The organism is Streptomyces mirabilis (genome assembly GCF_018310535.1).
Taxonomy (GTDB): Bacteria; Actinomycetota; Actinomycetes; order Streptomycetales; family Streptomycetaceae; genus Streptomyces.
On record NZ_CP074102.1, the window covers coordinates 6,233,189 to 6,256,143 of the forward strand.

23 protein-coding genes are annotated in these 22,955 nt (G+C 71.7%); 8 read left to right on the top strand and 15 right to left on the bottom strand.

Annotated elements, in window-relative coordinates; all coding sequences use genetic code 11:
* Positions 1 to 120 precede the first annotated feature (120 nt).
* From SMIR_RS27460 to SMIR_RS27475, 4 genes are all read right to left on the bottom strand, one after another.
* Positions 121 to 1,164, bottom strand: coding sequence for an RNA polymerase sigma factor (locus SMIR_RS27460; protein ID WP_168490874.1), 1,044 nt, complete (start codon positions 1,162 to 1,164; stop codon positions 121 to 123).
* A gap of 54 nt (positions 1,165 to 1,218) precedes the next feature.
* Positions 1,219 to 2,274 (bottom strand): lytic transglycosylase domain-containing protein, encoded by a 1,056-nt coding sequence (locus tag SMIR_RS27465; RefSeq protein ID WP_168490872.1) that lies wholly within the window; start codon positions 2,272 to 2,274, stop codon positions 1,219 to 1,221.
* A 335-nt stretch (positions 2,275 to 2,609) separates the two neighbouring features.
* Positions 2,610 to 3,029, bottom strand: coding sequence for an ATP-binding protein (locus SMIR_RS27470; protein ID WP_248002888.1), 420 nt, complete (start codon positions 3,027 to 3,029; stop codon positions 2,610 to 2,612).
* Positions 3,030 to 3,348: 319 nt separating this feature from the next.
* A complete protein-coding gene (locus tag SMIR_RS27475; protein WP_248002887.1) occupies positions 3,349 to 3,912 on the bottom strand; it encodes a LysR family substrate-binding domain-containing protein in 564 nt (187 codons plus the stop codon).
* Here SMIR_RS27475 and SMIR_RS27480 point away from each other — a divergent pair.
* On the top strand, positions 3,907 to 4,383 hold the full coding sequence (locus SMIR_RS27480) for an NmrA family NAD(P)-binding protein (RefSeq protein WP_212728515.1): 477 nt from the start codon (positions 3,907 to 3,909) through the stop codon (positions 4,381 to 4,383). The genes SMIR_RS27475 and SMIR_RS27480 overlap by 6 nt on opposite strands.
* 81 nt (positions 4,384 to 4,464) lie before the next feature.
* On the opposite strand, the gene SMIR_RS27485 is transcribed toward SMIR_RS27480, so the two are convergent.
* Together SMIR_RS27485 and SMIR_RS27490 are read right to left on the bottom strand one after the other, a co-directional pair.
* Positions 4,465 to 5,469 carry a Gfo/Idh/MocA family protein gene (locus tag SMIR_RS27485; protein ID WP_168490870.1) on the bottom strand — a complete coding sequence of 335 codons (1,005 nt, stop codon included), beginning with the start codon at positions 5,467 to 5,469 and terminating at the stop codon, positions 4,465 to 4,467.
* 95 nt (positions 5,470 to 5,564) lie between these two features.
* On the bottom strand, positions 5,565 to 6,329 hold the full coding sequence (locus SMIR_RS27490; protein ID WP_168490868.1) for an SDR family oxidoreductase: 765 nt from the start codon (positions 6,327 to 6,329) through the stop codon (positions 5,565 to 5,567).
* A 178-nt stretch (positions 6,330 to 6,507) separates the two neighbouring features.
* Here SMIR_RS27490 and SMIR_RS27495 point away from each other — a divergent pair, with 178 nt between their 5' ends.
* On the top strand, positions 6,508 to 7,545 hold the full coding sequence (locus tag SMIR_RS27495; protein ID WP_212727511.1) for a LacI family DNA-binding transcriptional regulator: 1,038 nt from the start codon (positions 6,508 to 6,510) through the stop codon (positions 7,543 to 7,545).
* A gap of 27 nt (positions 7,546 to 7,572) precedes the next feature.
* Here the strand turns inward: SMIR_RS27495 and SMIR_RS27500 are convergent, their stop codons facing one another.
* The 4 genes from SMIR_RS27500 to SMIR_RS27515 form a co-directional block, all read right to left on the bottom strand.
* Complete coding sequence (locus tag SMIR_RS27500; protein ID WP_212727512.1) at positions 7,573 to 8,238, bottom strand: histidine phosphatase family protein; 666 nt, start codon at positions 8,236 to 8,238, stop codon at positions 7,573 to 7,575.
* A 142-nt stretch (positions 8,239 to 8,380) separates the two neighbouring features.
* Positions 8,381 to 9,703, bottom strand: coding sequence for a hypothetical protein (locus SMIR_RS27505; protein WP_248003638.1), 1,323 nt, complete (start codon positions 9,701 to 9,703; stop codon positions 8,381 to 8,383).
* A 175-nt stretch (positions 9,704 to 9,878) separates the two neighbouring features.
* Positions 9,879 to 10,211, bottom strand: a complete 333-nt coding sequence (locus tag SMIR_RS27510; RefSeq protein ID WP_168490860.1) for a MazG-like family protein — start codon at positions 10,209 to 10,211, stop codon at positions 9,879 to 9,881.
* A 59-nt stretch (positions 10,212 to 10,270) separates the two neighbouring features.
* Positions 10,271 to 10,816 carry a DoxX family protein gene (locus SMIR_RS27515; RefSeq protein ID WP_168490858.1) on the bottom strand — a complete coding sequence of 182 codons (546 nt, stop codon included), beginning with the start codon at positions 10,814 to 10,816 and terminating at the stop codon, positions 10,271 to 10,273.
* A 140-nt stretch (positions 10,817 to 10,956) separates the two neighbouring features.
* Here SMIR_RS27515 and SMIR_RS27520 point away from each other — a divergent pair, with 140 nt between their 5' ends.
* Positions 10,957 to 11,283, top strand: coding sequence for a nuclear transport factor 2 family protein (locus SMIR_RS27520; RefSeq protein WP_101405485.1), 327 nt, complete (start codon positions 10,957 to 10,959; stop codon positions 11,281 to 11,283).
* A 79-nt stretch (positions 11,284 to 11,362) separates the two neighbouring features.
* Here SMIR_RS27520 and SMIR_RS27525 read toward each other — a convergent pair whose 3' ends face one another.
* A complete protein-coding gene (locus SMIR_RS27525) occupies positions 11,363 to 12,076 on the bottom strand; it encodes an ABC transporter ATP-binding protein (RefSeq protein WP_095855001.1) in 714 nt (237 codons plus the stop codon).
* A gap of 56 nt (positions 12,077 to 12,132) precedes the next feature.
* Positions 12,133 to 13,608, bottom strand: coding sequence for an ABC transporter permease (locus tag SMIR_RS27530; protein WP_168490853.1), 1,476 nt, complete (start codon positions 13,606 to 13,608; stop codon positions 12,133 to 12,135).
* Between the two features lie 338 nt (positions 13,609 to 13,946).
* Here SMIR_RS27530 and SMIR_RS27535 point away from each other — a divergent pair, with 338 nt between their 5' ends.
* Positions 13,947 to 15,161: a D-alanyl-D-alanine carboxypeptidase family protein gene (locus SMIR_RS27535; protein WP_168490852.1), complete on the top strand. Its 1,215-nt coding sequence runs from the start codon at positions 13,947 to 13,949 to the stop codon at positions 15,159 to 15,161.
* 274 nt (positions 15,162 to 15,435) lie between these two features.
* Here SMIR_RS27535 and SMIR_RS27540 read toward each other — a convergent pair whose 3' ends face one another.
* Together SMIR_RS27540 and SMIR_RS27545 are read right to left on the bottom strand one after the other, a co-directional pair.
* The gene (locus SMIR_RS27540; protein WP_168490849.1) at positions 15,436 to 16,221 is read right to left on the bottom strand and encodes an SDR family oxidoreductase; all 786 of its coding nucleotides are present in this window, start codon (positions 16,219 to 16,221) and stop codon (positions 15,436 to 15,438) included.
* A gap of 61 nt (positions 16,222 to 16,282) precedes the next feature.
* On the bottom strand, positions 16,283 to 17,311 hold the full coding sequence (locus tag SMIR_RS27545) for a Gfo/Idh/MocA family protein (RefSeq protein ID WP_168490847.1): 1,029 nt from the start codon (positions 17,309 to 17,311) through the stop codon (positions 16,283 to 16,285).
* Positions 17,312 to 17,421: 110 nt separating this feature from the next.
* On the opposite strand from SMIR_RS27545, the gene SMIR_RS27550 reads away from it, so the two are divergent.
* From SMIR_RS27550 to SMIR_RS27560, 3 genes are all read left to right on the top strand, one after another.
* A complete protein-coding gene (locus SMIR_RS27550) occupies positions 17,422 to 18,768 on the top strand; it encodes a multidrug effflux MFS transporter (protein WP_168490845.1) in 1,347 nt (448 codons plus the stop codon).
* On the top strand, positions 18,723 to 19,895 hold the full coding sequence (locus SMIR_RS27555; protein WP_422664527.1) for a serine hydrolase domain-containing protein: 1,173 nt from the start codon (positions 18,723 to 18,725) through the stop codon (positions 19,893 to 19,895). Before SMIR_RS27550 ends, SMIR_RS27555 begins: the two co-directional genes overlap by 46 nt.
* Before the next feature lie 252 nt (positions 19,896 to 20,147).
* Positions 20,148 to 21,143, top strand: coding sequence for a small ribosomal subunit Rsm22 family protein (locus SMIR_RS27560; protein WP_212727514.1), 996 nt, complete (start codon positions 20,148 to 20,150; stop codon positions 21,141 to 21,143).
* A gap of 34 nt (positions 21,144 to 21,177) precedes the next feature.
* On the opposite strand, the gene ddaH is transcribed toward SMIR_RS27560, so the two are convergent.
* The gene (ddaH, locus tag SMIR_RS27565) at positions 21,178 to 21,999 is read right to left on the bottom strand and encodes a dimethylargininase (protein ID WP_349636908.1); all 822 of its coding nucleotides are present in this window, start codon (positions 21,997 to 21,999) and stop codon (positions 21,178 to 21,180) included.
* A 250-nt stretch (positions 22,000 to 22,249) separates the two neighbouring features.
* Here ddaH and SMIR_RS27570 point away from each other — a divergent pair, with 250 nt between their 5' ends.
* A complete protein-coding gene (locus SMIR_RS27570; RefSeq protein WP_212727515.1) occupies positions 22,250 to 22,906 on the top strand; it encodes a TetR/AcrR family transcriptional regulator in 657 nt (218 codons plus the stop codon).
* The last annotated feature ends 49 nt before the right edge of the window (positions 22,907 to 22,955 follow it).

The following is a 22,955-nucleotide window of genomic DNA, read 5'->3' on the forward strand; positions in this document are numbered from 1 at the left end:
GTCCGTCGCGACGGAGGCGGATTTTTTTCGGGGGTCTTGCGGCCGGGTTTCCGGCGGCTCGACGGACGCGCTCTTTCCGCCGGTTCTACGGCAGTGCTTTTTCCGGTTTTTCCGGCGGTTCTACGGCAGCGCGGTCGGGGTCGGTACGTCGACCGGGGCGGAGGGCGTGGCGGGAGCCTCCGGGAGGGCCGGAGGCGTCGTCGGGACCGTGGACGTGGCCGGCAGATCGGAGAGGCCGGGCACGCTCGGCAGGTCGGACACGCCGGGGACGTCGGGGACGGACGGCACTGGTGACAGCGAGGCGTCCGGCAGCGGTGGCACCGACAGAGGCAGCAACGACCGGTCGTCATCGCCGGGCGGCACCGTCGGCGTCGCTGCGTGGGACGCCGAGGCGGCCGACAGATCACGGGCGTTCGGGGCGGCCACGCGGCCGACGCCGTCGGGCCGGACGGTCTGCGTGGTCGCCTGGGCCATGCGGGACACGGAGGGTCGGGGAGCCGTGCCCTGCCTGTCCCCGTCGTGGACGTACGGCAACACGAACCCCGCCACCACCAGGGTCGCGGCCGTCGAGGTCACCGCCACGGCCTGCACGTGTCCGCCCGCGCGCAGCTTGCCGCGCCCCCACAGGAACAGGGCGAGGCCCAGCGTTCCGGCCAGCGAGTTGCGCAGCGTGCGCCGGGCCCGGGCGAGCAGCGACTCGACGGTGCGATAGCTCAGCCCCATGCGCACGGCGACCTGGCCCACGTCGAGGCCCTCGGACTTCAGCCGGAGCGCCTCGGCCTGGCGCGCGGGCAGCTCCCCGCTGCGCACGGCCAGCCACCTGGCCTCGGCCCGGTCGCACACCGCCTCCTCGACGGGCACCGGACCCGGCGCGGCGAGCGTGGGGCTGCGGTGTACCTCGGCCTCACGGTTGACCTGGCGATACCGATCGACACACAGCCGCATGGTCACGGTCGTCAGCCAGCCGCCGAGGCGCTCGTCGTCCAGGTCGGGGCGCTCCGCGGCGCGCAGCATGGCCTCGTGCACCGCGTCCTCGGCGTCCTCCGGGCTCATCGACCTGCGCCGGGCCACCTTGAGCAGTTGCTCGCGGTGGCTCCACATGCGCTGCCAACGGTCGTGGGCCGCCTGTATCTCCGCAGGCATGTCCGGCATGTCCGTCGCCATGAGGGCCCCTTTGCGCTCACCCGCCGGTCCTGTGCCGTCCGGCGGGTGGTGACATTACCGCCCGGTAGCCGCGGTTGTGGAGGGGGCGGAGGTCGTCGAGTCCCCGCTGTTACTGGTCAGCGGACCGCCGCTGGGCAGCAGGTCGTCGCCGGGCAGTTCGATGTCCGTGCCGGGCGAGGGGAGTTGGGGCTTCTCCGTCGGAGTGGCCCCGCCTGCCGGACGGGACGTGCCGGGGGTCGGCGAGGGAGCGGACGGTGTCGAGGAGGGGACGGCGCTCGGACGGGCGGACGGTGTCGGCGAGGGCTTCGGCGTGGACGGCGGCCGCGACGGCTCCGGGTGCGCGGAGGACTTCGCGGAGCTGTCCGGCACCACCCGATACCCGTCCAGGAAGTACGCGTACCAGGCCCTGACCGTGCTCAGATACGCCTCCGAGTGGTTGTAGCCGAGGACCGCCCGGTCCAGCTCGGCCGGGTCGGAGAGGTCTCGTCCGCCCGCACACAGGTAGCGCCCGGCGGCGAGCGCCGCGTCGAAGACGTTGTCCGGGTCGGCCCGCCCGTCGCCGTTGCCGTCCGTGCCCCAGCGGGCCCAGGTCGACGGGATGAACTGCATCGGTCCGACCGCCCGGTCGTAGGCCGCGTCCCCGTCGTACGCGCCGCCGTCGGTGTCCCGCATGACGGCGAAGGCGCCGCCGTCCAGCCGCGGCCCGAGGATGGGAGCCACGGTCGTACCGTCCGCCGTCACCCGACCGCCGCGCGCCTGCCCGGACTCCACCTGGCCGATCGCGGCCAGCAACTGCCACCGCAGCCGGCAGCCGGGCGCGGTGCGTGCGAGTTCCGCCTCGGCGTGCCGGTAGGCGGCGAACACGCTCGCCGGCAGCGCGGCGCCCGCCACCGACGCCTCGCCCTTGCGTTCCCGGGTCCGCAGCAGCGGGAGGTCGGTGCGGTACCGGGTGTCGCCCGACACGCTCGGCCCCTGCTCGGCGGGCGCCTGCCGCGGGGGTACGGAGGCCCGTGCCGGGACCGCCCCCGGCGCCTGCGACGCGGTCAGCGCCGCCATGGCCGCCGCCGCGACCGCCGTACCCCTGGCGCCTCTGACTCTGTGGCCTGCCATGTCGCGCTCCCCTCCCTGTGAGCTGATGTCGTCTGCTCTACGGCGCAGGGCGGCGGGTCCGTCGCACGGAGCGGGGCGATTTCGGGAAACGGGGTCCGCACGCGCGTCCGTCAAGATCTCCCCGAGCGGCCGGGGCGATGCGGTCTCGAGGACCTGGCGGGACGCATGGGTGCCGACGCGAGGGCTTCGCGCTGTCAGGCCAGTGGTTCCAGGCAGGTCGCAGCCGCCTGCGGGACTTCGAGGCAGCGACTGACGTACAGCGACTCGTCTGCCGGCTGGGTTCTGACCTGGCCGTATGGCCTGGTCAGGGCCCTTCCCCATGACGCCTTCCATAATCAGCTTGCTGCCTCTGGTGCAGCCCCGGTCGAGGGCTGAGCGGCGGATGCGGAAGCAGTGAGCACAGGGTGTGGAAGACCGATCTCCGCCCACACGACCTTGCCGGACGGCGGCCATGGCTCAGTGCCCCACCGGGCCGTCAGCGCGTCGACGAGGAGCAGCCCCCGCCCCGTCTCGTCGGTGGAACTCGCGGTACGACGGGCCAGGGGCTGGCGATCGCCTCGTGGGTCGGCCACTTCGACACGGAGCGTGTCCGAGGCGTCGGCACTGAGCGTGAGCCGGAACCCGCGCCCCTTCACCTGCCCTTGCGTGACCGCGTTCGCCGCCAACTCGGCGACGACCAGCCGCGCCAGGCGGGCGCCGCGAGGCGTGCCGCTGAGCAGTTGGGTGAAATGCCGGGTGGAGATTTCTGACTTCATGTCACTGAGCGTGGCCGCCTCGCCCTACCCTGACCGGGGAATGCTTCGGTACGCAGAGTGTGCGTACCGGTACGGATGGTGTCCTGTACGGGATGCCGGCCGTGCCCTGGTGGGGGCGCACCGTGACTTGCCGCCGCGCGGCACGGGACGCGGTCCAGGCCGTACACCAGTTGTCCTCCCAGGCGCCTGGGACGAAGTTGACGTCCTTCACTTCTCACCGTCCAGTTCCTGGAGCTCCTCCAGGGGCTTGGTGACCCCGGTCCGGCTCGGACGGTCGCCGGCGACGGAGTCCAGGACGGGCCAGACATGGCCACTTCCATCAGGGGCGGTGTTCGGACAGCGCGTGTGTCGCGGTGGTCAGGAAGTCGTCCACGTGACCGTCGCGGCGGGCCTCGAGTACGGCGAGGCAGATCTCGGTCGGGGGGACGTCGGTCACCGGTCGGTTTGCGAGGTCGGGGCGTGAGTAGGAGCGGGCGACGCTGCGCGGCAGCAGTGCTATGCCGCGTCCGGCCGCGACGAGTTCGAGTTTCTCCTCCACCGTCGCGGTGCGACGCGCGTGGAAGTCCAGGATCGTCTCGCCGTCGAGGGCGGCCAGGGTCAGCCGGCGGCGGGACGCCAGGGGGTGGGTGGTGGGGAGGCACACGACCTTCGGTTCGCTGCCCACCGGGATGGTGTGGATCCCGCCCTCGTCGAAGGGGCGGCGCAGGAAGCCGACGTCGGCCCGGCCGTCCCGGAGCGCCTCGCCCTTCTCGTACCAGTTCAGGTGGAGCAGTTCGATCTCGATGTCGGGGTGGGTCCGGGTGAACGCGCGGACCGCGGGGGAGACGCTCAGACCGGGGGCGAAACCGACGACCAGACGGTCGGCGCGGGCGGCGCCGTGCACCCGGCGGGTGGCGGCCTGCGCGGCGGCGAGTACGCACTGCTGCGCCAGGTCGAGGCGATCAGGAGCCAGGGCGTGTTCTTCCAGCCCGTCGCCGGGGACCTCAAGGCGCCGACCTGCGCCACCCGCGACATCGCCGCCGTCGCAGCCGGGCTGCTGCTCGACCACTCCTGGAGCGGGCAGGGCGAGGTCCCGGTGCTCGGGCCCGAGGACCTGTCCTTCGAGGACATGGCGCGGATCATGTCCGAGGTGCTGGGGAAGCCGGTGCGGTTCCAGTACGTCCCCGTCGAGTCGTTCAGGGACACGCTGACGCGGCGCGGGATGTCCGAGGCGATGGCGCAGGGCATGGCGGACATGGCGACGGCCAAGGATCGTGGCCTCGACAACGCCGAGCCGCGCACCCCGGGGGCCACCACTCCCACCACGTTCCGGCAGTGGTGCGAGGAGATCCTCAAGCCGGCTGTTCTCGCCTGACGGCCGCGACGCGGGAGGCCGGGCCGGACGGCGCGCCGAATCTTCGGGTGCGTCGTCCGGCCTCCGCGCAGGGAGAGAGGGTCAGGCCTCGCGTACCTCCTCCAGGCGTACGGGCCGGTGCTCGGCCAGCGAAAGGGCGCAGGCCTCGGCGATCCAGCCGGCCTCGATGGCGTCGGCGACCGTGCACGGCGAGGTGGCGCGGCCCGCGACGACCTCCGTGAAGGCGGTGAGCTCGGCGCGGTAGGCGGGCGCGAAGCGGTCCATGAAGAAGTCGTGCGGCGGGCCCGCCGGGAAGGTGGCGCCCGGCTCGACGGAACGCAGCGGCAGCTTGTCCTCCAGGCCCACGGCGATGCTGTCGCGCATGCCGTGCAGTTCCAGGCGGACGTCGTAACCCCGCGCGTTGTGGCGGGAGTTGGAGACCAGGGCGATGGTGCCGTCGTCGAGGGTGAGGATCGCGGAGGCGGTGTCGACGTCACCCGCCTCGGCGATGTACTCGGCACCCCGGTTGCCGCCGGCCGCGTACACCTCGACCACCTCGCGGCCCGTGACCCAGCGCACGATGTCGAAGTCGTGCACGCTGCAGTCGCGGAAGATGCCCCCGGAGACCGCGACGTACGCGGCGGGCGGCGGCGCCGGGTCCAGCGTGGTGGACCGTACGGTGTGCAGCTTGCCGAGTTCGCCGCCCACCACGGCCTTGCGGGCGGCCACACAGCCGGCGTCGAAGCGCCGGTTGTAGCCGATCTGCACCTCGACACCGCTGTCCCGGACGGTTTCCAGCACGTCGAGGCTCTCCTCGACGGTCCGCGCCACCGGCTTCTCGCAGAACACCGGGATGCCCGCCTTGACCGCGGCGAGGATGAGCGCGGGGTGCGCGTCGGTGGCGGCCGCGATGACGATGCCGTCGACCCCGGCGGCGAGCACCGCCTCGGGGGAGTCCACCGCCGTCGCCCCGAACCGCTCCACCGCCGCCGCGGTGGCCGCCGCCACCGGGTCGCTGACGACCAGGGTGTCCACCGCGTCGAGCCCGGCGAGGGTCGCCGCGTGGAAGGCGCCGATCCGGCCCAGTCCCAGGATGCCGATACGCATGAGATTGCTCCTAAAGCCAGTGAGGGTGTGCCCGCCGAGGGAGGGGCGAGAGGGGAGGGGCGAGAGGGGAGGGGAGTTCGGGGAGGGACAGGGGATCAGTCGAGTCCGCCGAAGACGATCTGGTCCCAGTCGATGACCGAGCCCGTGACCACCCCGCTGCGGTCGGAGAGCAGGAAGACGACGAAGTCGGCGATCTCGTCGACCTGGCCCAGCTTGCCCATCGGCTGGGTCTTCGCCGCTTTCTCCCGCCAGTCGTCGCCCGCGCCGTGGAAGGTGCGCTGGGTCTCCTCCTCACCCTCGGTGTCCGTCCAGCCGATGTTGAGGCCGTTGATCCGGACCCGTTCCCAGCGGTGCGCGTGGGCGGCGTTGCGGGTGAGGCCCATGAGCCCGGCCTTGGCGGCGACGTACGGGGCGAGGAAGGACTGCCCGCCGTGCGCGGCGGACGTGATGATGTTGACGACGGTGCCCGGCGCCCCCCGGTCCACCAGGTGCTGGACGGCGGCCTGCATCGCGAAGAACGGCGCCCGCAGGTTGATCGCCACGTGCGCGTCGAACAGTTCCGGCGTGGTGTCCAGGAGCGTGCCGCGTGACGTCAGCCCGGCCGCGTTCACCAGGCAGTCGATCCGCCCGTGGGCGGCCACGACCTGCTCGACACTGCCGCGCGCCTGCGCGGGATCGGTCAGATCGGCCCGTACGAACGTGGCGCCGGTCTGAGCGGCGAACTTCTCGCCGAGCTCGGTGCGGCGCCCGGTGAAGGCGACCGTGGCGCCCTCGCGCAGCGCCGCGCGCACGATGCCCGCGCCGACTCCCTGGCTGCCGCCGTTGACGAGGACGACCTTGTCCTCGAGCAGTTGGTTCATGAGTGTGGTGCCGTCCTTTTCCGTTCCAGCCAGAGCTACAGCTACGGGTATGTCTACGACTTCCGGCGCGGTGACATTTCTGCCAGTCTCATGAGGCCGGGACCGTCAATCAATCCGCAGAGAACCATCAAAAACCCCTCATCGATCTCCGTGGTCACGGGACGCAGCGAAGGAACCCATGGGACATCCGTATACGATCCGCGAGATCGCCCGGCAGGCCGGACTGAGCGAGGCGACGGTCGACCGGGTCCTCAACCATCGCGGCGGCGTGCGTGAGAGCACGGCGCGGGAGGTGCAGCAGGCCATCAAGGACCTGGACCGGCAGCGCACCCAGGTCCGCATCGGCGGCCGCACCTTCATGATCGACATCGTGATGCAGACCCCGGAGCGGTTCTCCTCGGCGGTACGCGACGCCCTGGAGGCCGAACTGCCGTCCCTGCACCCGGCGATCGTGCGCTCACGGTTCCACTTCCGTGAGACGGACCCCGCGGCGGAGCTGGTGAAGGACCTCGACAGGATCGCCGCGCGCGGTTCGCAGGGAGTGATCCTCAAGGCCCCGGAGGTCCCCGAGGTCACCGCCGCGGTCGGCCGGCTGGTGGCGGCCGGCATCCCGGTGGTCACGCTGGTGACGGATCTGCCCAGCAGTCCGCGGCTGGCGTACGTCGGCATCGACAACCGGGCCGCCGGAGCCACCGCCGCCTACCTGATACGCCAGTGGCTCGCCGACCGTCCGGGCCATGTGCTCGTCACGATCAGCCGGGGATCCTTCCGGAACGAGGAGGAGCGGGAGATGGGGTTCCGCAGCGGGATGCGTGCCGGCGGGCCCGTGCGCCGACTGGTCGAGATCACGGACAGCGACGGGCTGGACTCCACCCAGCGGGCCCTGGTCCTGGCGGCTCTGGAGCGGGATCCGGAGATCAACGCCGTCTACTCCATCGGCGGCGGCAACACCGCGACCATCGATGCCTTCGCGGCGCTCGGCCGGGGGGTACTGGCCTTCGTCGCGCACGACCTGGACCACGACAACACCCGGCTGCTGGCGGAGGGGAAGCTGTCCGCGGTGCTCCACCACGACCTGCGCCAGGACATGCGGCGCGCCTGCCAGACCATCATGCGGGCCCAGCAGGCGCTGCCGGACGAGGGCCCGTTCCTGCCGTCGGCGATCCAGGTGGTGACGCCGTACAACATGCCGCCGTACAACATGCCGCCGGTGTGAGAATCCCGCACCCGCAGGGGGAGACGTCTACGAGGTCGGGCCCAACGGCTGTCCCGCGGGGCCGCTCTCCCGCGCGTGCGCCACGCCGCCGATGTCGGTGCCCGCCCAGGTCAGCGCCGTCCAGCCCTCCTCGGGTGAGCCCTCAAGGATCACGATGTCGGTGTTGTCCAGCCGGTGGTCGGCCGCAAAGGACATGTCGACGTTGTGCGCCCGGGCCGCCGTCCACACCCGGATCGCTGCGCCGTGGCTGACCATGGCGACGCTGCCCGCGCCGGTCGCCGCGGCCTCCGCGACCACCGCGTCGAACCGGCCCAGCGCCTCGGTGCCGTTCTCGCCGCCCGGCATCCGCAGCCCGGTGTCCCCGGCCACCCAGGCGAACGCCGTCGTGAAGTACGTCCTGGCCGCCTCGGTGTCGCCGCGCAACATCTCCAGGTCCCCGGCCTCCAGCTCACGGATGCCGTCCCGTACGACCATCTCGAGGCCGCGGGCGGCCGCCAGCGGGGCGGCCGTCAGCTGGGTACGGGTCAGTGTGGAGACGTACAGGAGGTCGATGTCCACATCCGCGAGCGTCTGGGGCAGCGCGGCGGCCTGCTTCTCGCCGAGGGCGGTCAGACCCGGGCCGGGGACTGCGGTGTCGAGGAGGAACGCCACGTTGGACGGGGTCTGGCCGTGGCGGATGAGGATCAGGCGCATACGGTCACCCTCTCAGACGGCGCTACGACGGACGCGGCGGCCCGGGCGGCGGGGCAGCCCCAACAGAGCGGTGCTGCGCCCAGGGCGGTCGGGGCAGCCCACGAGACAGAGCGGTGCTGCGCCCCGGCCGCCGCCCCGCGCTTCAGCCGCCGACCGTGAACCAGGTCGCCCGGGACTTCTTCCACTCGGGGTGGGTGAGGTCCTTGGCCTCCGTGCCGTCGCCGTACAGGTCGGCGGAGCCGTCGTCGGTGATCAGCTGGGCGCGGGCGCCGGGAACGGTGAGATCCGGGACGTCGACGACCGACTCCCAGCCGCCCGGGTCCGAGGTGGGCAGGTCGAGCCGCTTGACCGGGGTGTGCGCCGGGTCGCCGTCCCAGGAGTAGAGGGCGTACGGGTCGGAGTTGTCGTCGGCGGCCCAGGAGCCCGCGACGATCAGGTACTGGTTCGCGGCGTTCTTGCGCAGGTCGCGCACGGAGAGACCGCCGAGGTCCAGCTCGACCGGCGTCCCGAAGACGGCCTTGGCGCCGCTGCCGACCACCTTGTCGATGTTCGTGACGGGCACGAGGAGCGCCTTGCCGCCGGCGACCGCAGGGGCGAGCGGCGCGCGGAAGCCGAGGTACGCGGTCGTCGTCGACCCCGGCGCGAACTCCAGCCCCTCCACGTTGAACCCGTCGATCTGCTTGGGGACCTGGCCGTCGGCGGTGCCCGCCGCGAAGCCGTAGCGGTCACCGTGGGCCTCGTCCCAGGCGACGAGGTCGTCGCGGAGCTTCCGGTACGAGCCGCCGTACGACAGCACGGTCGCCGCGCCCGAACCGCCGACCTTGGTGGTGAAGACGGTGTTGCGGGCGGACTTGTACTCGCCGTCCTTGTTGTTGCCCAGCGAGCCCGTCCAGTAGATCGTGTCGCCGACGCGCGTGGCGCCCTCGATGTCGATCTCCTTCGAGACACCGATGTCCGAGCTGAAGTCCCAGGTCTTCACGGGCGCGCCCGAGGCCGAACGGTCGTACAGGCGCAGGGTGTTGGACTCGTCGTCCGCGACCACCGCATAGCCGCCCCCGACGTCCACGGCGGCGGAGGCGTCGCTGGAACCCGTGAAGTACCTGCTGTCCGCGGCCTGTTGGACGGCGGCCGACGCGGCGTAGTGCAGGGTCTTGGTGGCCGTCTGGCCGTCCGCGCCGGTGACCTTCACGGTCAGGTCGGTGTAGCCCCGGCCGCGCGCGGCGACGGCGACCTGGCGGGTGGCGCCGGTGCCGGTGACCGTGACGTCGGCGGTGGTGGCCACGGAGGTCTTGCTGCTCTTGGTCACCGTGACCGTGAGCGCCCCGGCGTCCGCGCCGCTCTGTGCGACCGTCACCTTCACGACCGGATCCCCGCTCGCCCCCACCGCGCCGGACAGATAGGCCGCCGACAGCGACAGCGTCGGAGTCCCGAAACTCGCCGCTTGGGCCTGGCTTCCCAGCCCCATGACGGCGAGCGCGAGCACCCCGCCGGCAGCGGCGACTGTCCTGCGGCCACGGGGGAGAACGTAGTCCTGCACGGGGACCCTTTCGTCGGCGTGTTGTCGACGAGAAGGCTCGGCCGTCCCCACCAACTGCCGACGGCCCGCACACGTCCATGGGGTGAACAAGTGCGGGCGCGGCTCACCGAGTTGGATCTGCCCCGAGCGACCGCTCCGTGACGCCCGCCAGATGGGCCATGAAGACCTCGCGCGCGTCCGGCGTCAGCGTGTGCAGGGCGATCAGGGCCGTGATGACGACGTCGCAGAGCTCGGACCGTACGTCGTCCCAGGTGTGGCTGGCACCCTTGCGCGGGTTCTGGCCGGTCGCGCCGATCACCGCCTCGGCGACCTCGCCGACCTCCTCCGACAGTTTCAGGATGCGCAGCAGCAGACCCTCCTGGCCGCCGTGCGTGCGGTGGGCGTCCAGCCAGGAGCGCAGGCGGTCGATGGATTCCCAGATGTCGTCATCAGCCATGGGGCAAGCTTCCCGCACCGGCCGCGGGTCCCGGCCCACGCGTACCCCCGCTCCTGCGCCTACTCTTCGAACAGGGCCTCCTGCTTGCCCTCGGCCGCCTCGCGCACTCTCTTGTTCCGGGCGCCCACCACGGCCAGCGTGGCCGCCGCCGTCACGCCGAGCGCGACGGGGACCATCCAGCCGCGGTTCACGGCGTGGCCGAGCGCGTGGTCCAGCGAGAGGCGGCCGGGGCCCGCCACCGCGAGGCCCGCCGCCGTCAGGGCCAGCGACGCCGCGTACTCGTAGCCGCCGTTCATCGCGAAGAACCCGTTGGGCAGATGCACCGCGGCCGCGCCCGCCATCGCCCCGGCCGCCGCCGCACCCGCCGCGGGGGTCGCGAGGCCCAGCGCCAGCAGGGTGCCCCCGCCGGCCTCGGCCAGCCCCGCCGCCGTCGCGCTCGCCTTGCCGGGCGTGTAGCCCATGGCCTCCATGGCGGTCCCGGTCCCCTCGAGGCCGCCCCCGCCGAACCAGCCGAACAGCTTTTGCGCCCCGTGCGCGGCCAGCACTCCGCCCGTGCCCAGACGGAGCAACAGCAGTCCCAGATCGCTTCGGTCGTAACAGGTCACGGTGGCTCCCAGAGCAGACGGACGGCGGCAACGGTCAACGGCCCCCCGTGTCTCCACCGTCGCACCGATGACGCGTGACCGACGTGTTCGGGGTGCCGTTCGGGTGGCGGCCACCCGGGACCGGTGTGAGGGTGACTCCCATGACGATTCAGGTAGCGAAACTCAGCGACCCGGCCGTCCGGGCCTTCGTCACCGCTGTGAACGCCCATGACCGTGACGCCTTCCGGGCCGTCCTCGCACCCGACGCGACCATGTCCGACGACGGTGCCGACCGCGACCTCGCCGACTGGACCGATCGGGAGATCTTCTCCTCCCGCGGCCACATGGAGGTCGACAACGAGTCGAACGGCGGCCGTGCCCTCATCGCCCGCTACAACAACGACACTTGGGGCGAGATGAAGACGAGGTGGAGCTTCACCGTCGACGACGGCGGCAGGATCACCCGCTTCGAAACCGGCCAGGCGTAGCCGAACCGTCCCGATCCCCGGCTCCCCCGGTCGCCCGGGCCGAGGAGAACACGGGCGCGATCGACCGGGGGCCGCGCGACTACTGCGGGGCGTACTGCTGGGACACGGCGCTCCGCGCACCCTGCTCGGTGAGCGTGATCTGCCCTGCCTTGATGGTCGCCAGGCGCGGCGCCCGGCGGGCGATCGACGAGTCGTGGGTGACCATGATGAAGGTCAGCCCGTACTCGTGCCAGAGCCCTTCCAGCAGGCCCATGATGTCGTCGCGGGTGCCCTCGTCGAGGTTGCCGGTCGGCTCGTCCGCGAGGAGCACCTTCGGCTTCTTGACCAGGGCGCGCGCGATGGCGACACGCTGCTGCTGACCGCCGGACAGCTCGCTCGGCGCATGGCCGACGCGGTCGCCGAGGCCGACCGAGCCCAGGGCCTCGGCGGCCCGCCTGCGCCGCTCCGCGGGCTTCACCCCGAGCGGTACGAGCGCGGTCTCGACGTTCTCCTGCGCGGTCAGCGTCGGGATGAGGTTGAACGACTGGAAGATGATGCCGATCTTCTCGGCACGCAGCCGGGTCAGCTTGGCCTCGCTGATGGAGGCGAGGTCCACGCCGTCCAGCTCGACGCTGCCGGCGGAGGGACGGTCCAGGCCGCCGATCATCTGGAGCAGGGTGGACTTGCCGCCGCCCGTGGGGCCCTGGATGACGAGCTGGTCGCCGTCCTCGATGGTGAGGTCGATGCCACGCAGCGCCTCCACCGTCTCCTTGCCCCGCGTGTAGCGCTTGGTGACGCCGGTGAGCTTGTACATGAGGTTCTCCGAGGATGCAGAAGATGAAGATGCGGAAGAGGTACTCCCGGAAGGGGTCAGGAGACGCTGCGCAACGCGTCCGCCGGACGCATCCGCGAGGCGCGCCAGCCGCCCATCGCACCGGCGATCAGACCGCCCGCGATGGCCAGGCCCGCGGCGAGCGCGATGGTGGTCACCGAGACCGGCGCGGAGAGCGCGATCTCCATGGTGTTCTTGACCGCCTGCTGGCCGGGACCGCCACCGCCGGGGCCGCCGCCCATGCCGCCACCGCCACCGGTGTTGCCGAGCTCCGCGGTCAGCTTCGGGCTGATCGCCGTCACCGCGTACGCCGCTCCGAGGCCGATGGCGATGCCGAGCGCGCCGCCGATCAGACCATTCACGATGGACTCGCCGACGACCTGCCGGGTGACCTTGCGGGAGGGCCAGCCGAGCGCCTTGAGGGTGCCGAACTCACGCACCCGGCGGGACACGGCGGAGGAGGTCAGCAGCGCGGCCACCAGGAACGCGGCCACGAGCACCGCGATGGACAGCCACTTGCCGACGCTGGTCGCCAGATTCGAGGCGGTCGACAGGGAGCCGGAGACGGTGGAGGCGAGGTCGGCGGAGGTGGTGACCGTCGTACCCGAGATGTTCTTCTGGATGGTCGCCTTGACCGTGGTGATCTGCTTGGAGTCGGTCGCCTTGACGTAGATCGTGGTGACCTTGTTCTTCGCGTCGCCCAGCGTCTGCGCCTGCTTCAGCGGCAGGTAGACGTCGGTCGTCGACTCACTGCTGTCCGGCGTCGCGATCCCGATGATCGTGTACTTGGTGCCGGAGATCTTGAAGGTCTTGCCGACCGTGTACTTGTTCTCCTTGGCGTACGACTTGCTGACCACCGCGACCTTCGCGTTGGTCTGCGCCGCCGTGAAGGTCTTGCCGGAAGTGATCTTCGAGGTGGCGAGCGGGCCGAGGTCCTGGTCGGTGACGTCGACGCCCGCGACGGAGTACGAGTTCACGTCGAAGGAGGCGCCGCCGCCCTGCACCTGGGGCGCTCCCGTGCTGCCGCCGCCCTGGCCGCCGCCGGGGCCGCCCTGCTGGGAGGAGCTGCCCGACCCGGAGGACGTGGAGGACTTCGCGGTGCCCTGGGTGAAGGAGCCGTCGACCTTGGTGACGTTCAGGCTCAGCGCGCCCACGGCGCTCGCCACGCCCTTCTGCGCGGCGACCTTGGTGACGAGGGAGGAGGCCAGGGACTGTCCGCCCTGCGTCATCACGCGGTCCGAGCTCTGCTTGGTGGAGCTGTCCGACTTGGCGTTGAAGTCGAACTTCGGTCTGCCGGACGAGTTGCTCGAAGGCGCCGCCTGAGCCTTCGTCACCGTCATGTCGGTGCCGAGCCCGTACAGCGACTTCAGGACCTTGTCCTGCGCCTGCTGCATGCCGGCCGACACCGAGTTGACGGTGATGACCAGCGCGATTCCGAGCGCCAGACCCATGGCGATCACCAGGGCCGCCTTCTTGCGCCGGCTCAGCTCACGCTTGAGATAGATGCCAAACATCCCGTTCCCCAAAGGTTCTTGGCGCCCGCTGTGGGCGCGGCCACAAGCTATGGAGAAACCTTTGAGCGGGGCTGAGTAAGAGATGTGTGAGAGCTGAGAAAGTAGGGTCCGGAATCAATATTCCGTAAGACAGCTGATTCCTAAGGTCCGGAGGGGCTATTGCCAGGAAACCCCTGTTGGGTGGGGTGCTGAGGGCAGGAGTCGGCCGGACGTACGGGCGGGGGGTGTTCCTTTGTCCTGCCTTTGGGTGCGCCGTGACCTTTCTTTGAGGCCCCGTCGCGTGGCGACTTCGAGACCCCGGCGTACGGACCCGCGAACTTCTTTTGTACGGTCCCGGGATGCGCGATTCCTCTCCCGTCCCCCCGCGTGCCGCTCAGCTGTCCCGCCGTGCCGCCCTCGGCCTCGCCGCGGCCGTCCCGCTGGCCGCGGCCTCCCCGGCGTCGGCCGCCACGCCCGTGATCGGCGGTGAGCGGCTCGCCGGCGCCGGCGTCCAGGTGCGCGGCGCCTCGGGGCTGCCCAAGCGGCTCACCGCCCGCTCCTGGCTCGTCGCCGACCACGAGAGCGGCGAGGTGCTCGCCTCGTACCACGCGCACACGCACCTGGCGCCCGCCTCCACGCTGAAGATGCTCTTCGCGGACACCGTGCTGAAGAACTTCGAGCGGACCGAGCGCCACAGGGTGACCGACGCCGACCTCGCCGACATTCCCTCGGGCTCCAGCATGGTCGGCGTCAAACCCGGCATAACCTACACCGTCGAGCAGTTGTGGCTCGGCGTCTTCCTGCGCTCCGGCAACGACGCGGTGCACGTCCTCAGCCACATGAACGGCGGCCTCGCCAGGACGGTCGCCCAGATGCAGGCCAAGGCCCAGGACCTGCAGGCACTGGACACCCACGTGGTCAGCCCCGACGGCTTCGACCACAAGGGGCAGGTGTCGTCCGCGTACGACCTGACGCTCTTCGCCCGCCACGGCCTCGCCGACGCCGACTTCCGCGCCTACTGCCACACGAAGACCGCGAACTTCCCGGCGGGCGGCAAGAAGACCTTCCAGATCCAGAACACCGACCGCCTGCTGACGGGCGCGTGGGGTGTGCCGACGTACGACGGACTCATCGGCGTGAAGAACGGCTACACCAGCAACGCCGGCAACACCTTCACCGGCGCCGCGACCCGTGGCGGGCGGACCCTCCTCGTCACCGTGATGCACCCCAAGAGCGGCGGCAGCGGAGTCTACGAGGAGACGGCCGCGCTGCTCGACTGGGGGTTCAAGGAGGGCGCGAAGGCCCAGTCCGTGGGCGCCCTCGTCGATCCGCTCAGCGAGGGCGGTGCCTCCGCGGCTCCCACCCGGAAGGCGGCGAAGGCGGCGGCCGGAGCGCCCGCGACGGCCGCGGGCGGCGGCTCGTCGTCGTGGGGGCTGGTCGGCGGGGCCGGGGGAGCGGTCGCGCTGCTCGCGGGCGGGGCGTACGCGTGGCGCAGGCGGCGGCGTGTGGTGGGGGACGAGGCCCTGGAAGAACCTCAGGACCGTCAGAACCAGCGGGGTCGGCACGAGGGCTGACCGTGGCGGCCGTTGAGGGCCGATCGTTATTGGGACAGCCGTTCCGAGGCCCGGAGCTCACCTCGCGGTCCCGCGCGAGGTCCCCCCACCCGGGCCGCGGAACGGCTGCCACCACCCCCCTCGGTGTGGACCGTGGTCGTACCGAAGTCCTCCACTCCAAGTGTGAAGCTCTGGTGGAGAAGCCACGAGCATAAGCCCGCCACCGGCCCGAACGGTACGGAGGTTCAGCTTCCGTTTGTGTAGGTTGAGCCGTTGACGAGCCGTCCGCAGCCGGTCAGCCGCGCCCGACATATGGCATCGCGGTGGCCAGTACCGTCGCGAACTGCACATTCGCCTCCAACGGCAGCTCCGCCATGTGCCGCACCGTGCGCGCCACGTCCGCCACGTCCATCACCGGCTCGGCCACGGTTTCCCCGTTCGCCTGCAGCACTCCGGTCTGCATGCGCGCGGTCATGTCGCTCGCCGCGTTGCCGATGTCGATCTGACCGCAGGCGATCCGGTACGGACGCCCGTCCAGGGACAGCGACTTGGTCAGCCCCGTCAGCGCGTGCTTGGTCGCCGTGTACGCCACCGACAGCGGGCGGGGCGTGTGCGCCGAGATCGAGCCGTTGTTGATGATCCGGCCGCCCTGCGGGTCCTGCTCCTTCATCTGCCGGTACGCGGCCTGCGCGCACAGGAAAGCGCCGTTGAGGTTCGTGTTCACGACGTGCAGCCATGCCTCGTAGGGCAGTTCCTCGACCGGGACGCCGCCGGGCCCGAATGTTCCCGCGTTGTTGAAGAGCAGGTCCAGCCGCCCGAAGCGCTCGCGCGTCGCGTCGAACAGGGCCGCCACGTCGTCGGGACGCGAGACGTCGGTGCGCACGACGAGGGAGGGCGCCTCGGGGACGAGGGCGGCCGTCTTCTCCAACGTCTCCGGCTTGCGTCCGGCGAGCGCCACCGACCAGCCGGTGCGCAGGAGTTCGACGGCCACCGCGCGGCCGATGCCGGAGCCCGCGCCGGTCACCACCGCGATCTTCGTCGGCGAGGCGGGCATGGCATTCGAGTCGTTGAGGGCATTCATGGGCCCGCAGCGTACGGCCTGGCCCGGCGGGTGGACGGGCGCCTTCTACGGTGTCGGCGCCCTAGTCGGTCTCTCCGGGGCGGCCGACGGTCTCTCCGGGGTAGCGGACGCCGATCTGGGCGCGGATCGTGTCGAGCGTCCGCATCACGGCGAGGCTGCCGTCGAGGGGGACGAGCCGGGACTCCTTCTCGTCGGCCCGCAGGGCGCGCATCACCTCGGCTGCCTCGTGCTTGAGGCTGGTGCGCGGGCCGTGCGCCGGGTCGGCCGTGAACTCCTCGGGGTCGCGGCCGTCGCGGTGCAGCACGAGCCGGTCCGGGAAGAAGAAGCCGCCCGGGATGTCGATGCGGCCCTGGGAGCCGGTGACGGAGGCTGAGACGGGGGTGCCACCATTGACGGAGCAGTGCACCGAAGCGAGAGCGCCGCTCTCCCAGGTGAGCAGTGCTCCGGTCTGGAGATCGACGCCCTCGTCGGAGAGCACCGCTCTCGCGGTGATGCCCGAGGGCTCCCCGAGCAACAACTGCGCGAACGACACCGGATAGACGCCGAGATCGAGCAGCGCGCCACCGCCCTGCGCGGGGTCCCGCAGCCGGTGCGACGGCGGGAACGGGCCATTGATCCCGAAGTCGGCCTGAATCGTGCGGACTTCACCGATCACACCGTCGTCGACGAGGCCCTTGAGTCGCCGGACCAGCGGATTGCAGTACATCCACATGGCCTCCATCAGGAAGCGGTCGTGCTCCTTGGCGAGCGCGACCAGTTCCTCCGCCTCGCGCACGTTCAGCGTGAACGCCTTCTCGCACAGCACATGGCGCCCCGCCTCCAGACACATCCCGGCGGCGGCCCGGTGCGCCGAGTGCGGAGTGGCGACGTACACGACGTCGACGTCCTCGTCCACCGCGAGCGACGCCCAGTCCCCGTACGCCCTGGGAATCCCGAACCGCTCGGCGAACGCCTTCGCCGAGGCGTCCGTCCGCGACGCCACGGCCACGACCTCGGCGTCCGGCATGTCCACCAGATCCGCCGTGAAGGCCGCCGCGATCCCGCCGGTCGCCAGAATCCCCCACCGCACCCGCTCGCCCACGCCCGTCATTCCCGGCCCTTCGCTCCGCCACTCGCTCTGCCACTTGAAGTTCTGTGACCCCGAACACTCCGTTCGAACTGAGAGCATAGGTGGCGGATTACTCGAAGAGGGAGGGGCTCATGCCCGAGCGCGGGCACACCAGACGGGACCCGAAAGGCCCACAGGCCCCGGAGGGGCACATACCGAACACGGCGCTGGCCGACGTACCGGAGGCGCGGGAAGCGCCGGACCCCGGTGCTCTCCGCCGTACCGGCCTCCTCGTCACCCTGATCCTCGGCGGACTCACCGCCACGCCCCCGCTGTCGATGGACATGTACCTCCCGGCCCTGCCGGAGGTCACCCGCTCCCTGCACGCCCCCGCCGCCACCGTCCAGCTCACGCTGACCGCCTGCCTCGCCGGGATGGCGCTCGGCCAGCTCGTCGTCGGACCGATGAGCGACAAGTGGGGCCGCAGACGCCCGCTCCTCGTCGGCCTCGTCGTCTACGTCCTCGCCACCGCCCTGTGCGCCCTCGCCCCGAACGTCGAACTCCTCGTCGCCTTCCGCCTCGCCCAGGGCCTCGCGGGCGCGGCCGGCATCGTGATCGCGCGAGCCGTCGTACGCGACCTGTACGACGGCATGGCGATGGCCCGCTTCTTCTCCACTCTCATGCTGATCTCCGGCGTCGCCCCCGTCGTCGCGCCCCTCATCGGCGGCCAGATCCTGCGCGCCACGGACTGGCGGGGCGTGTTCGTCCTCCTCACGGCGGTCGGCATCGCACTCACCGCGCTCGTCTGGAGGAGGCTCCCCGAGACCCTCCAGCCCGCACAGCGCCACGGCGGCGGGGTCGGTGAGGCGCTGCGCGCCATGCGCGGACTGCTCGCCGACCGCGTCTTCACCGGCTACACCCTGGCGGGCGGCTTCGCCTTCGCGGCACTGTTCGCATACATAAGTGCCTCTCCTTTCGTGATCCAGGAGATCTACGGCGCGTCCCCGCAGACCTTCAGTCTGCTCTTCGGGATCAACTCCGTCGGCCTGGTGATCGTCGGCCAGATCAACGGCAAGATCCTCGTCGGCCGGGTCAGCCTCGACAAGGTCCTCGCCGTCGGCCTCGGCCTCATCGCCCTCGCCGCGACGGCGCTGTTGCTGCTCTCCACGGGCGTCTTCGGCAAGGCGGGCCTCGTCCCGGTGGCCGCGGCCCTCTTCGTCCTCATGTCGGCCATGGGCCTCGCCATGCCCAACACCCAGGCGCTGGCCCTGATGCGGGTACGGCACGCGGCCGGTTCCGCGTCCGCGCTGCTCGGCACCTCCTCCTTCCTCATCGGCGCGATCGCCTCCCCGCTCGTCGGCATCGCCGGGGAGCACACCGCGGTCCCGATGGCCGTCGTCCAACTGGCGGCGGTACTGGTGGCCATCGCCTTCTTCGTGGGACTGTGCCGTCCCTGGCAGACGGGACACACCGTGGACGGAAAGGCGGCGGGCAGCTGAGCGCACCGAGACTGCGCGCGGACACCCCGGAACGGGCCGGACTCGAGCCGACGGAACTGCGCCACCTCGTACGGGACGTCCGCACCCTCACCCGTGGGCCGCGTCCCTGGACGGCGGGCGTCGTGCTGGTCGCAGGCCGCGGCCCGGTCATCGCCGTCGAGGAGGCGGCGGGCTGGGCTGTGCGCTACTCCTCGTACGACGAGAAGACCGACACCGGGGTCGAACTGCCGCCCGGGGATCGGCGGCCGATGACCGTCCACACCCCCTTCGACCTGGCCTCTCTCACCAAGCTGTTCACGGCGGTCGCCGCGGTGCAGCAGCTGGAGCGGGGCACGCTGGGGATCGACGCGCGGGTGGGGGTGTATCTGCCGGACTTCCGGGCGGCCTCGGCCCACGACATCACCGTACGACAGCTGCTCATGCACACCTCCGGGCTGCGCCCCGAACTCCCGCTGTACGACTGCCCGGACGACGCGGCGCGTCTCGCCCTGCTGCGGGCCGAGGCCCCCTCGTCCCGGCCGGGCGAGTACGTGTACTCCGACCTGAACCTGCTGCTCCTCCAACACGTCCTGGAACGGATCACCGGCCGTACGCTCGACGTCCTCGTCCGCGACGGGATCACCCGGCCGCTGGGGATGACCGCCACGTCCTTCGGGCCGTGCGCGGGGGCGGCGGCGACCGAGGACCAGCGGCGGCCGTGGGGCAAGGCGGACCGGGGGATGCTGCGGGGGGTCGTGCACGACGAGAACGCGTGGGCGCTCGGTGGGGTGGCCGGGCACGCGGGCCTCTTCTCCACGGCCCACGACCTCGCGGTCTTCTGCCGGACCCTTCTCGCGGGCGGTTCCTACGGCCCCGCCCGCATCCTCGGCCCCGACTTCGTCGAGCTGATGCTCACCCCGCCGGGCCTCGGCTTCGCCGTCGACCAGCCCTGGTTCATGGGTGCGCTCGCCGGGCGGGGTGCCGCGGGGCACACCGGTTTCACCGGTACGTCCCTTGTGCTGGACCCCGCGACGGACACGTTCCTGGTGCTCCTCGCGAACACGGTGCATCCCCGCCGCCGCCCGCCGGACAGCGCGCCCCGGGCAGAGGCGGCGACGAGGCTGGCGCGGGCGGTACGGGGAGCGTGAGCGGGGGCTCTGTTCACTGCGGGTGCGTCGTGGCTGGTCGGTAGTCGTTGGGCTGCGGCCCGGTGGGGGCTGGGCGCGCAGTTCCCCGCGCCCCTCAAGAGCGCTGGCGCGCATCTTTCAGCCCGTCCGGCGTTTGAGGACGAGGTCGTTCAGGCCGATGCGGGGGCTGGGGGCGGAGCCCCCAGGTTGGGGATGGGACGGGTAGGGGCGGCGGGGGCGAGGACGCTGTTGCGGCGACCGTAGAATCGGCGGGTGAACGTCCCCGTACACCCCGCCGAGACCCTGCGTACCGCTCTCGCCGGACTCCTCGACGGCCTCCCGCCGAAGGCGGCCACACAGGCGGTCGACCGGCTGATCGCGAACTACCGGGGAACGACCCCCACCCACACCCCGGTCCTCCGTGACCGCTCGGACGTGGTCGCGTACGCCGCCTACCGCATGCCGGCGACATTCGAGGCGGTGCGATCGGCGCTGGAGGCGTTCGCGGACGCGGTCCCGCAGTGGACGCCGGCGAGCCACGTGGACGTCGGCGGCGGCACGGGCGCCGCGACCTGGGCGGTGAACGCGACCTGGGCGGGCGCCCGCCCCGTGACCGTGCTCGACTGGGCCGAGCCCGCCCTCGCACTGGGCCGCGAGATCGCCGCGGCGAACCCGGAGCTGAAGTCCGCCGAATGGCACCGCTCTCGTATCGGATCGGCGCTCACCATCGAGAGCACTGATCTCGTCACCGTCTCCTACGTCCTCGGCGAGCTCACCGACGCCGACCGCGCCTCCGTCGTGACCGGCACCGCGACCGCCGCCCAGGCCGTCGTGATCATCGAGCCCGGTACGCCCGACGGTTACGCGCGCGTCATCGAGGCGCGGGAGCGTCTGATCGCCGCCGGGTTCCACGTCGCCGCCCCCTGCCCGCACAGCGCGGCCTGCCCGATCGTCCCCGGCGAGGACTGGTGCCACTTCTCCGCCCGGGTCGCGCGTTCCTCCCTGCACCGTCAGGTCAAGGGCGGCTCCCTGCCCTACGAGGACGAGAAGTTCAGCTACGTCGCCGCCACCCGCTTCCCGCCGACCCCGGCCCCCTCCCGCGTCGTACGCAAGCCGCAGATCCGCAAGGGCCAGGTACTCCTGGACCTGTGCGGCCCCGACGAGGCCCTGCACCGCGAGACGGTGACCAAGCGTCAGGGGCCGCTGTACCGGGCGGCCCGTGACGCGGACTGGGGCGACGCCTGGCCACCGCCGCCCACGGAGGACTAGCAGCCGGGGCTCAGCTCCTCAGCACCTCCGCTCCTCAACACCGCAGCTCCTGTGTGCAGCACTTCACGCTGCCGCCGCCCTTGAGGAGCTCGCTCAGATCGATGCCGACGGGCTCGAAGCCACGCTCGCGCAGCGGACCGAGGAGCCCCGTCGCGGCCTGCGGCAGCAGCACATGCAGGCCGTCCGAGACCGCGTTGAGGCCGAGCGCGGCGGCATCCTCGTCACCGGCGATCAGCGCGTCGGGGAACAGCCGCCGCAGCACCTCCCGGCTGCCGGGGGAGAAGGCGGGCGGGTAGTACATGATTTCGTCCGTCGTGTCGTCGAGGACGGCGAGGGCGGTGTCGAGGTGGTAGTAGCGGGGGTCGACCAGGTCGAGCCCGATCACCGGTCGCGCGAAGAACTCCTGGGCCTCGCCGTGCGAGAGGGGGCTCGCGCGAAAGCCGCGGCCGGCGAGCACGTAGGAGGCGGTGACCGCGAAGTCGCCCTCGCCCTCGTTGACGTGGACCGGCTCGTGGACGTGCGGGAAGCCGTGCGCGCGGAACCACTCCAGGTGGGCCGCCGCCTCCGGTTCGCGCTCCCGGTGCGCGAACCGGGCGCCCAGCACCCGGCCGTCGACGACCGTCGCCCCGTTCGCGGCGTAGACCATGTCCGGCAGGCCGGGGCGCGGGGTGAGTTCCTCGACCGTGTGGCCGAGCGCGCGGTAACGGCTGCGCAGGTCCTCCCACTGGGCGACGGCGAGCGGCACGTCGACCGGCTTGGCGGGGTTCATCCACGGGTTGATGGCGTAGGTGACGTCGAAGTGTGCGGGTGCGCACATCAGATAGCGCCGGGGTGTGGCGCGGCGGGGAGGCTGCAAGGAGGGCTCCTCACGTACCGCAGGGGCAGGTGATGCCCATGGTGCGGTCCGCGGGCCTTGTCGGCCGCCTGGCGAACGGGTGGTCTTCGCCGAGGCCGCCCGCCCACGCCCTCGAACGCCGGACGACCTGAGGCTTTCAGGGGCGCGGGGAACCGTGCGACCAGCCCCCACCCACCCGCAGCGAACCACGCACCCCAACCATCTCTCCGTCACGAGACGCCCCGTCTTGTCAACCTGTTAAATTCGCCCCATGGCCCACACGCCCCGCCCCTCCGCCAAACCCGCCCCCGACTCCACCCGCCGCAGCGAGAAGTCCCGGCGCGCGATCTTCCACGCCGCCCTCGCCCTCGTCGGCGAGGTCGGCTACCCCAAGACCACGATCGAGGGCATCGCCGCCCGCGCCGGCGTCGGCAAGCAGACGATCTACCGGTGGTGGTCGTCGAAGGCGGACGTCCTGCTGGAGGCGTTCATCGATCTGAGCGCCCAGGCGGCGCAGGCGGCGGGTCGGCCGGAGGTGCTGGGGGAGCACGCGGAGTACGGCATCCCGGACACCGGTGATCTCGCGGCCGACCTCAAGCAGGTCCTGCGCGCCACCGTCGACGAACTTCTGAACCCCAAGTTCGAGATCCCCTCGCGGGCCCTGGCCGCGGAGGGCCTCGTGAACGAGGCGCTCGGTGTCGAGTTCGTGTCCAAGCTCCTCGAACCCCAGCTCCAGCTCTACGTGAAGCGACTGCGGTCCGCCCAGGACAAGGGCGACCTGCGGCCCGACATCGACCCCCGCATCGCCCTGGAACTCTTCGTCTCCCCGCTCGCGCAGCGCTGGCTCCAGCACACCGGCCCCATCTCGTACGCGTATACGGACACCCTTGTCGACTACGCGCTGCACGGCCTCGCTCCACGGGGATGAATCATGCCAAAGCGCCCCGGATGGGGGGCTCTGTCCATCCGGGGCGCAG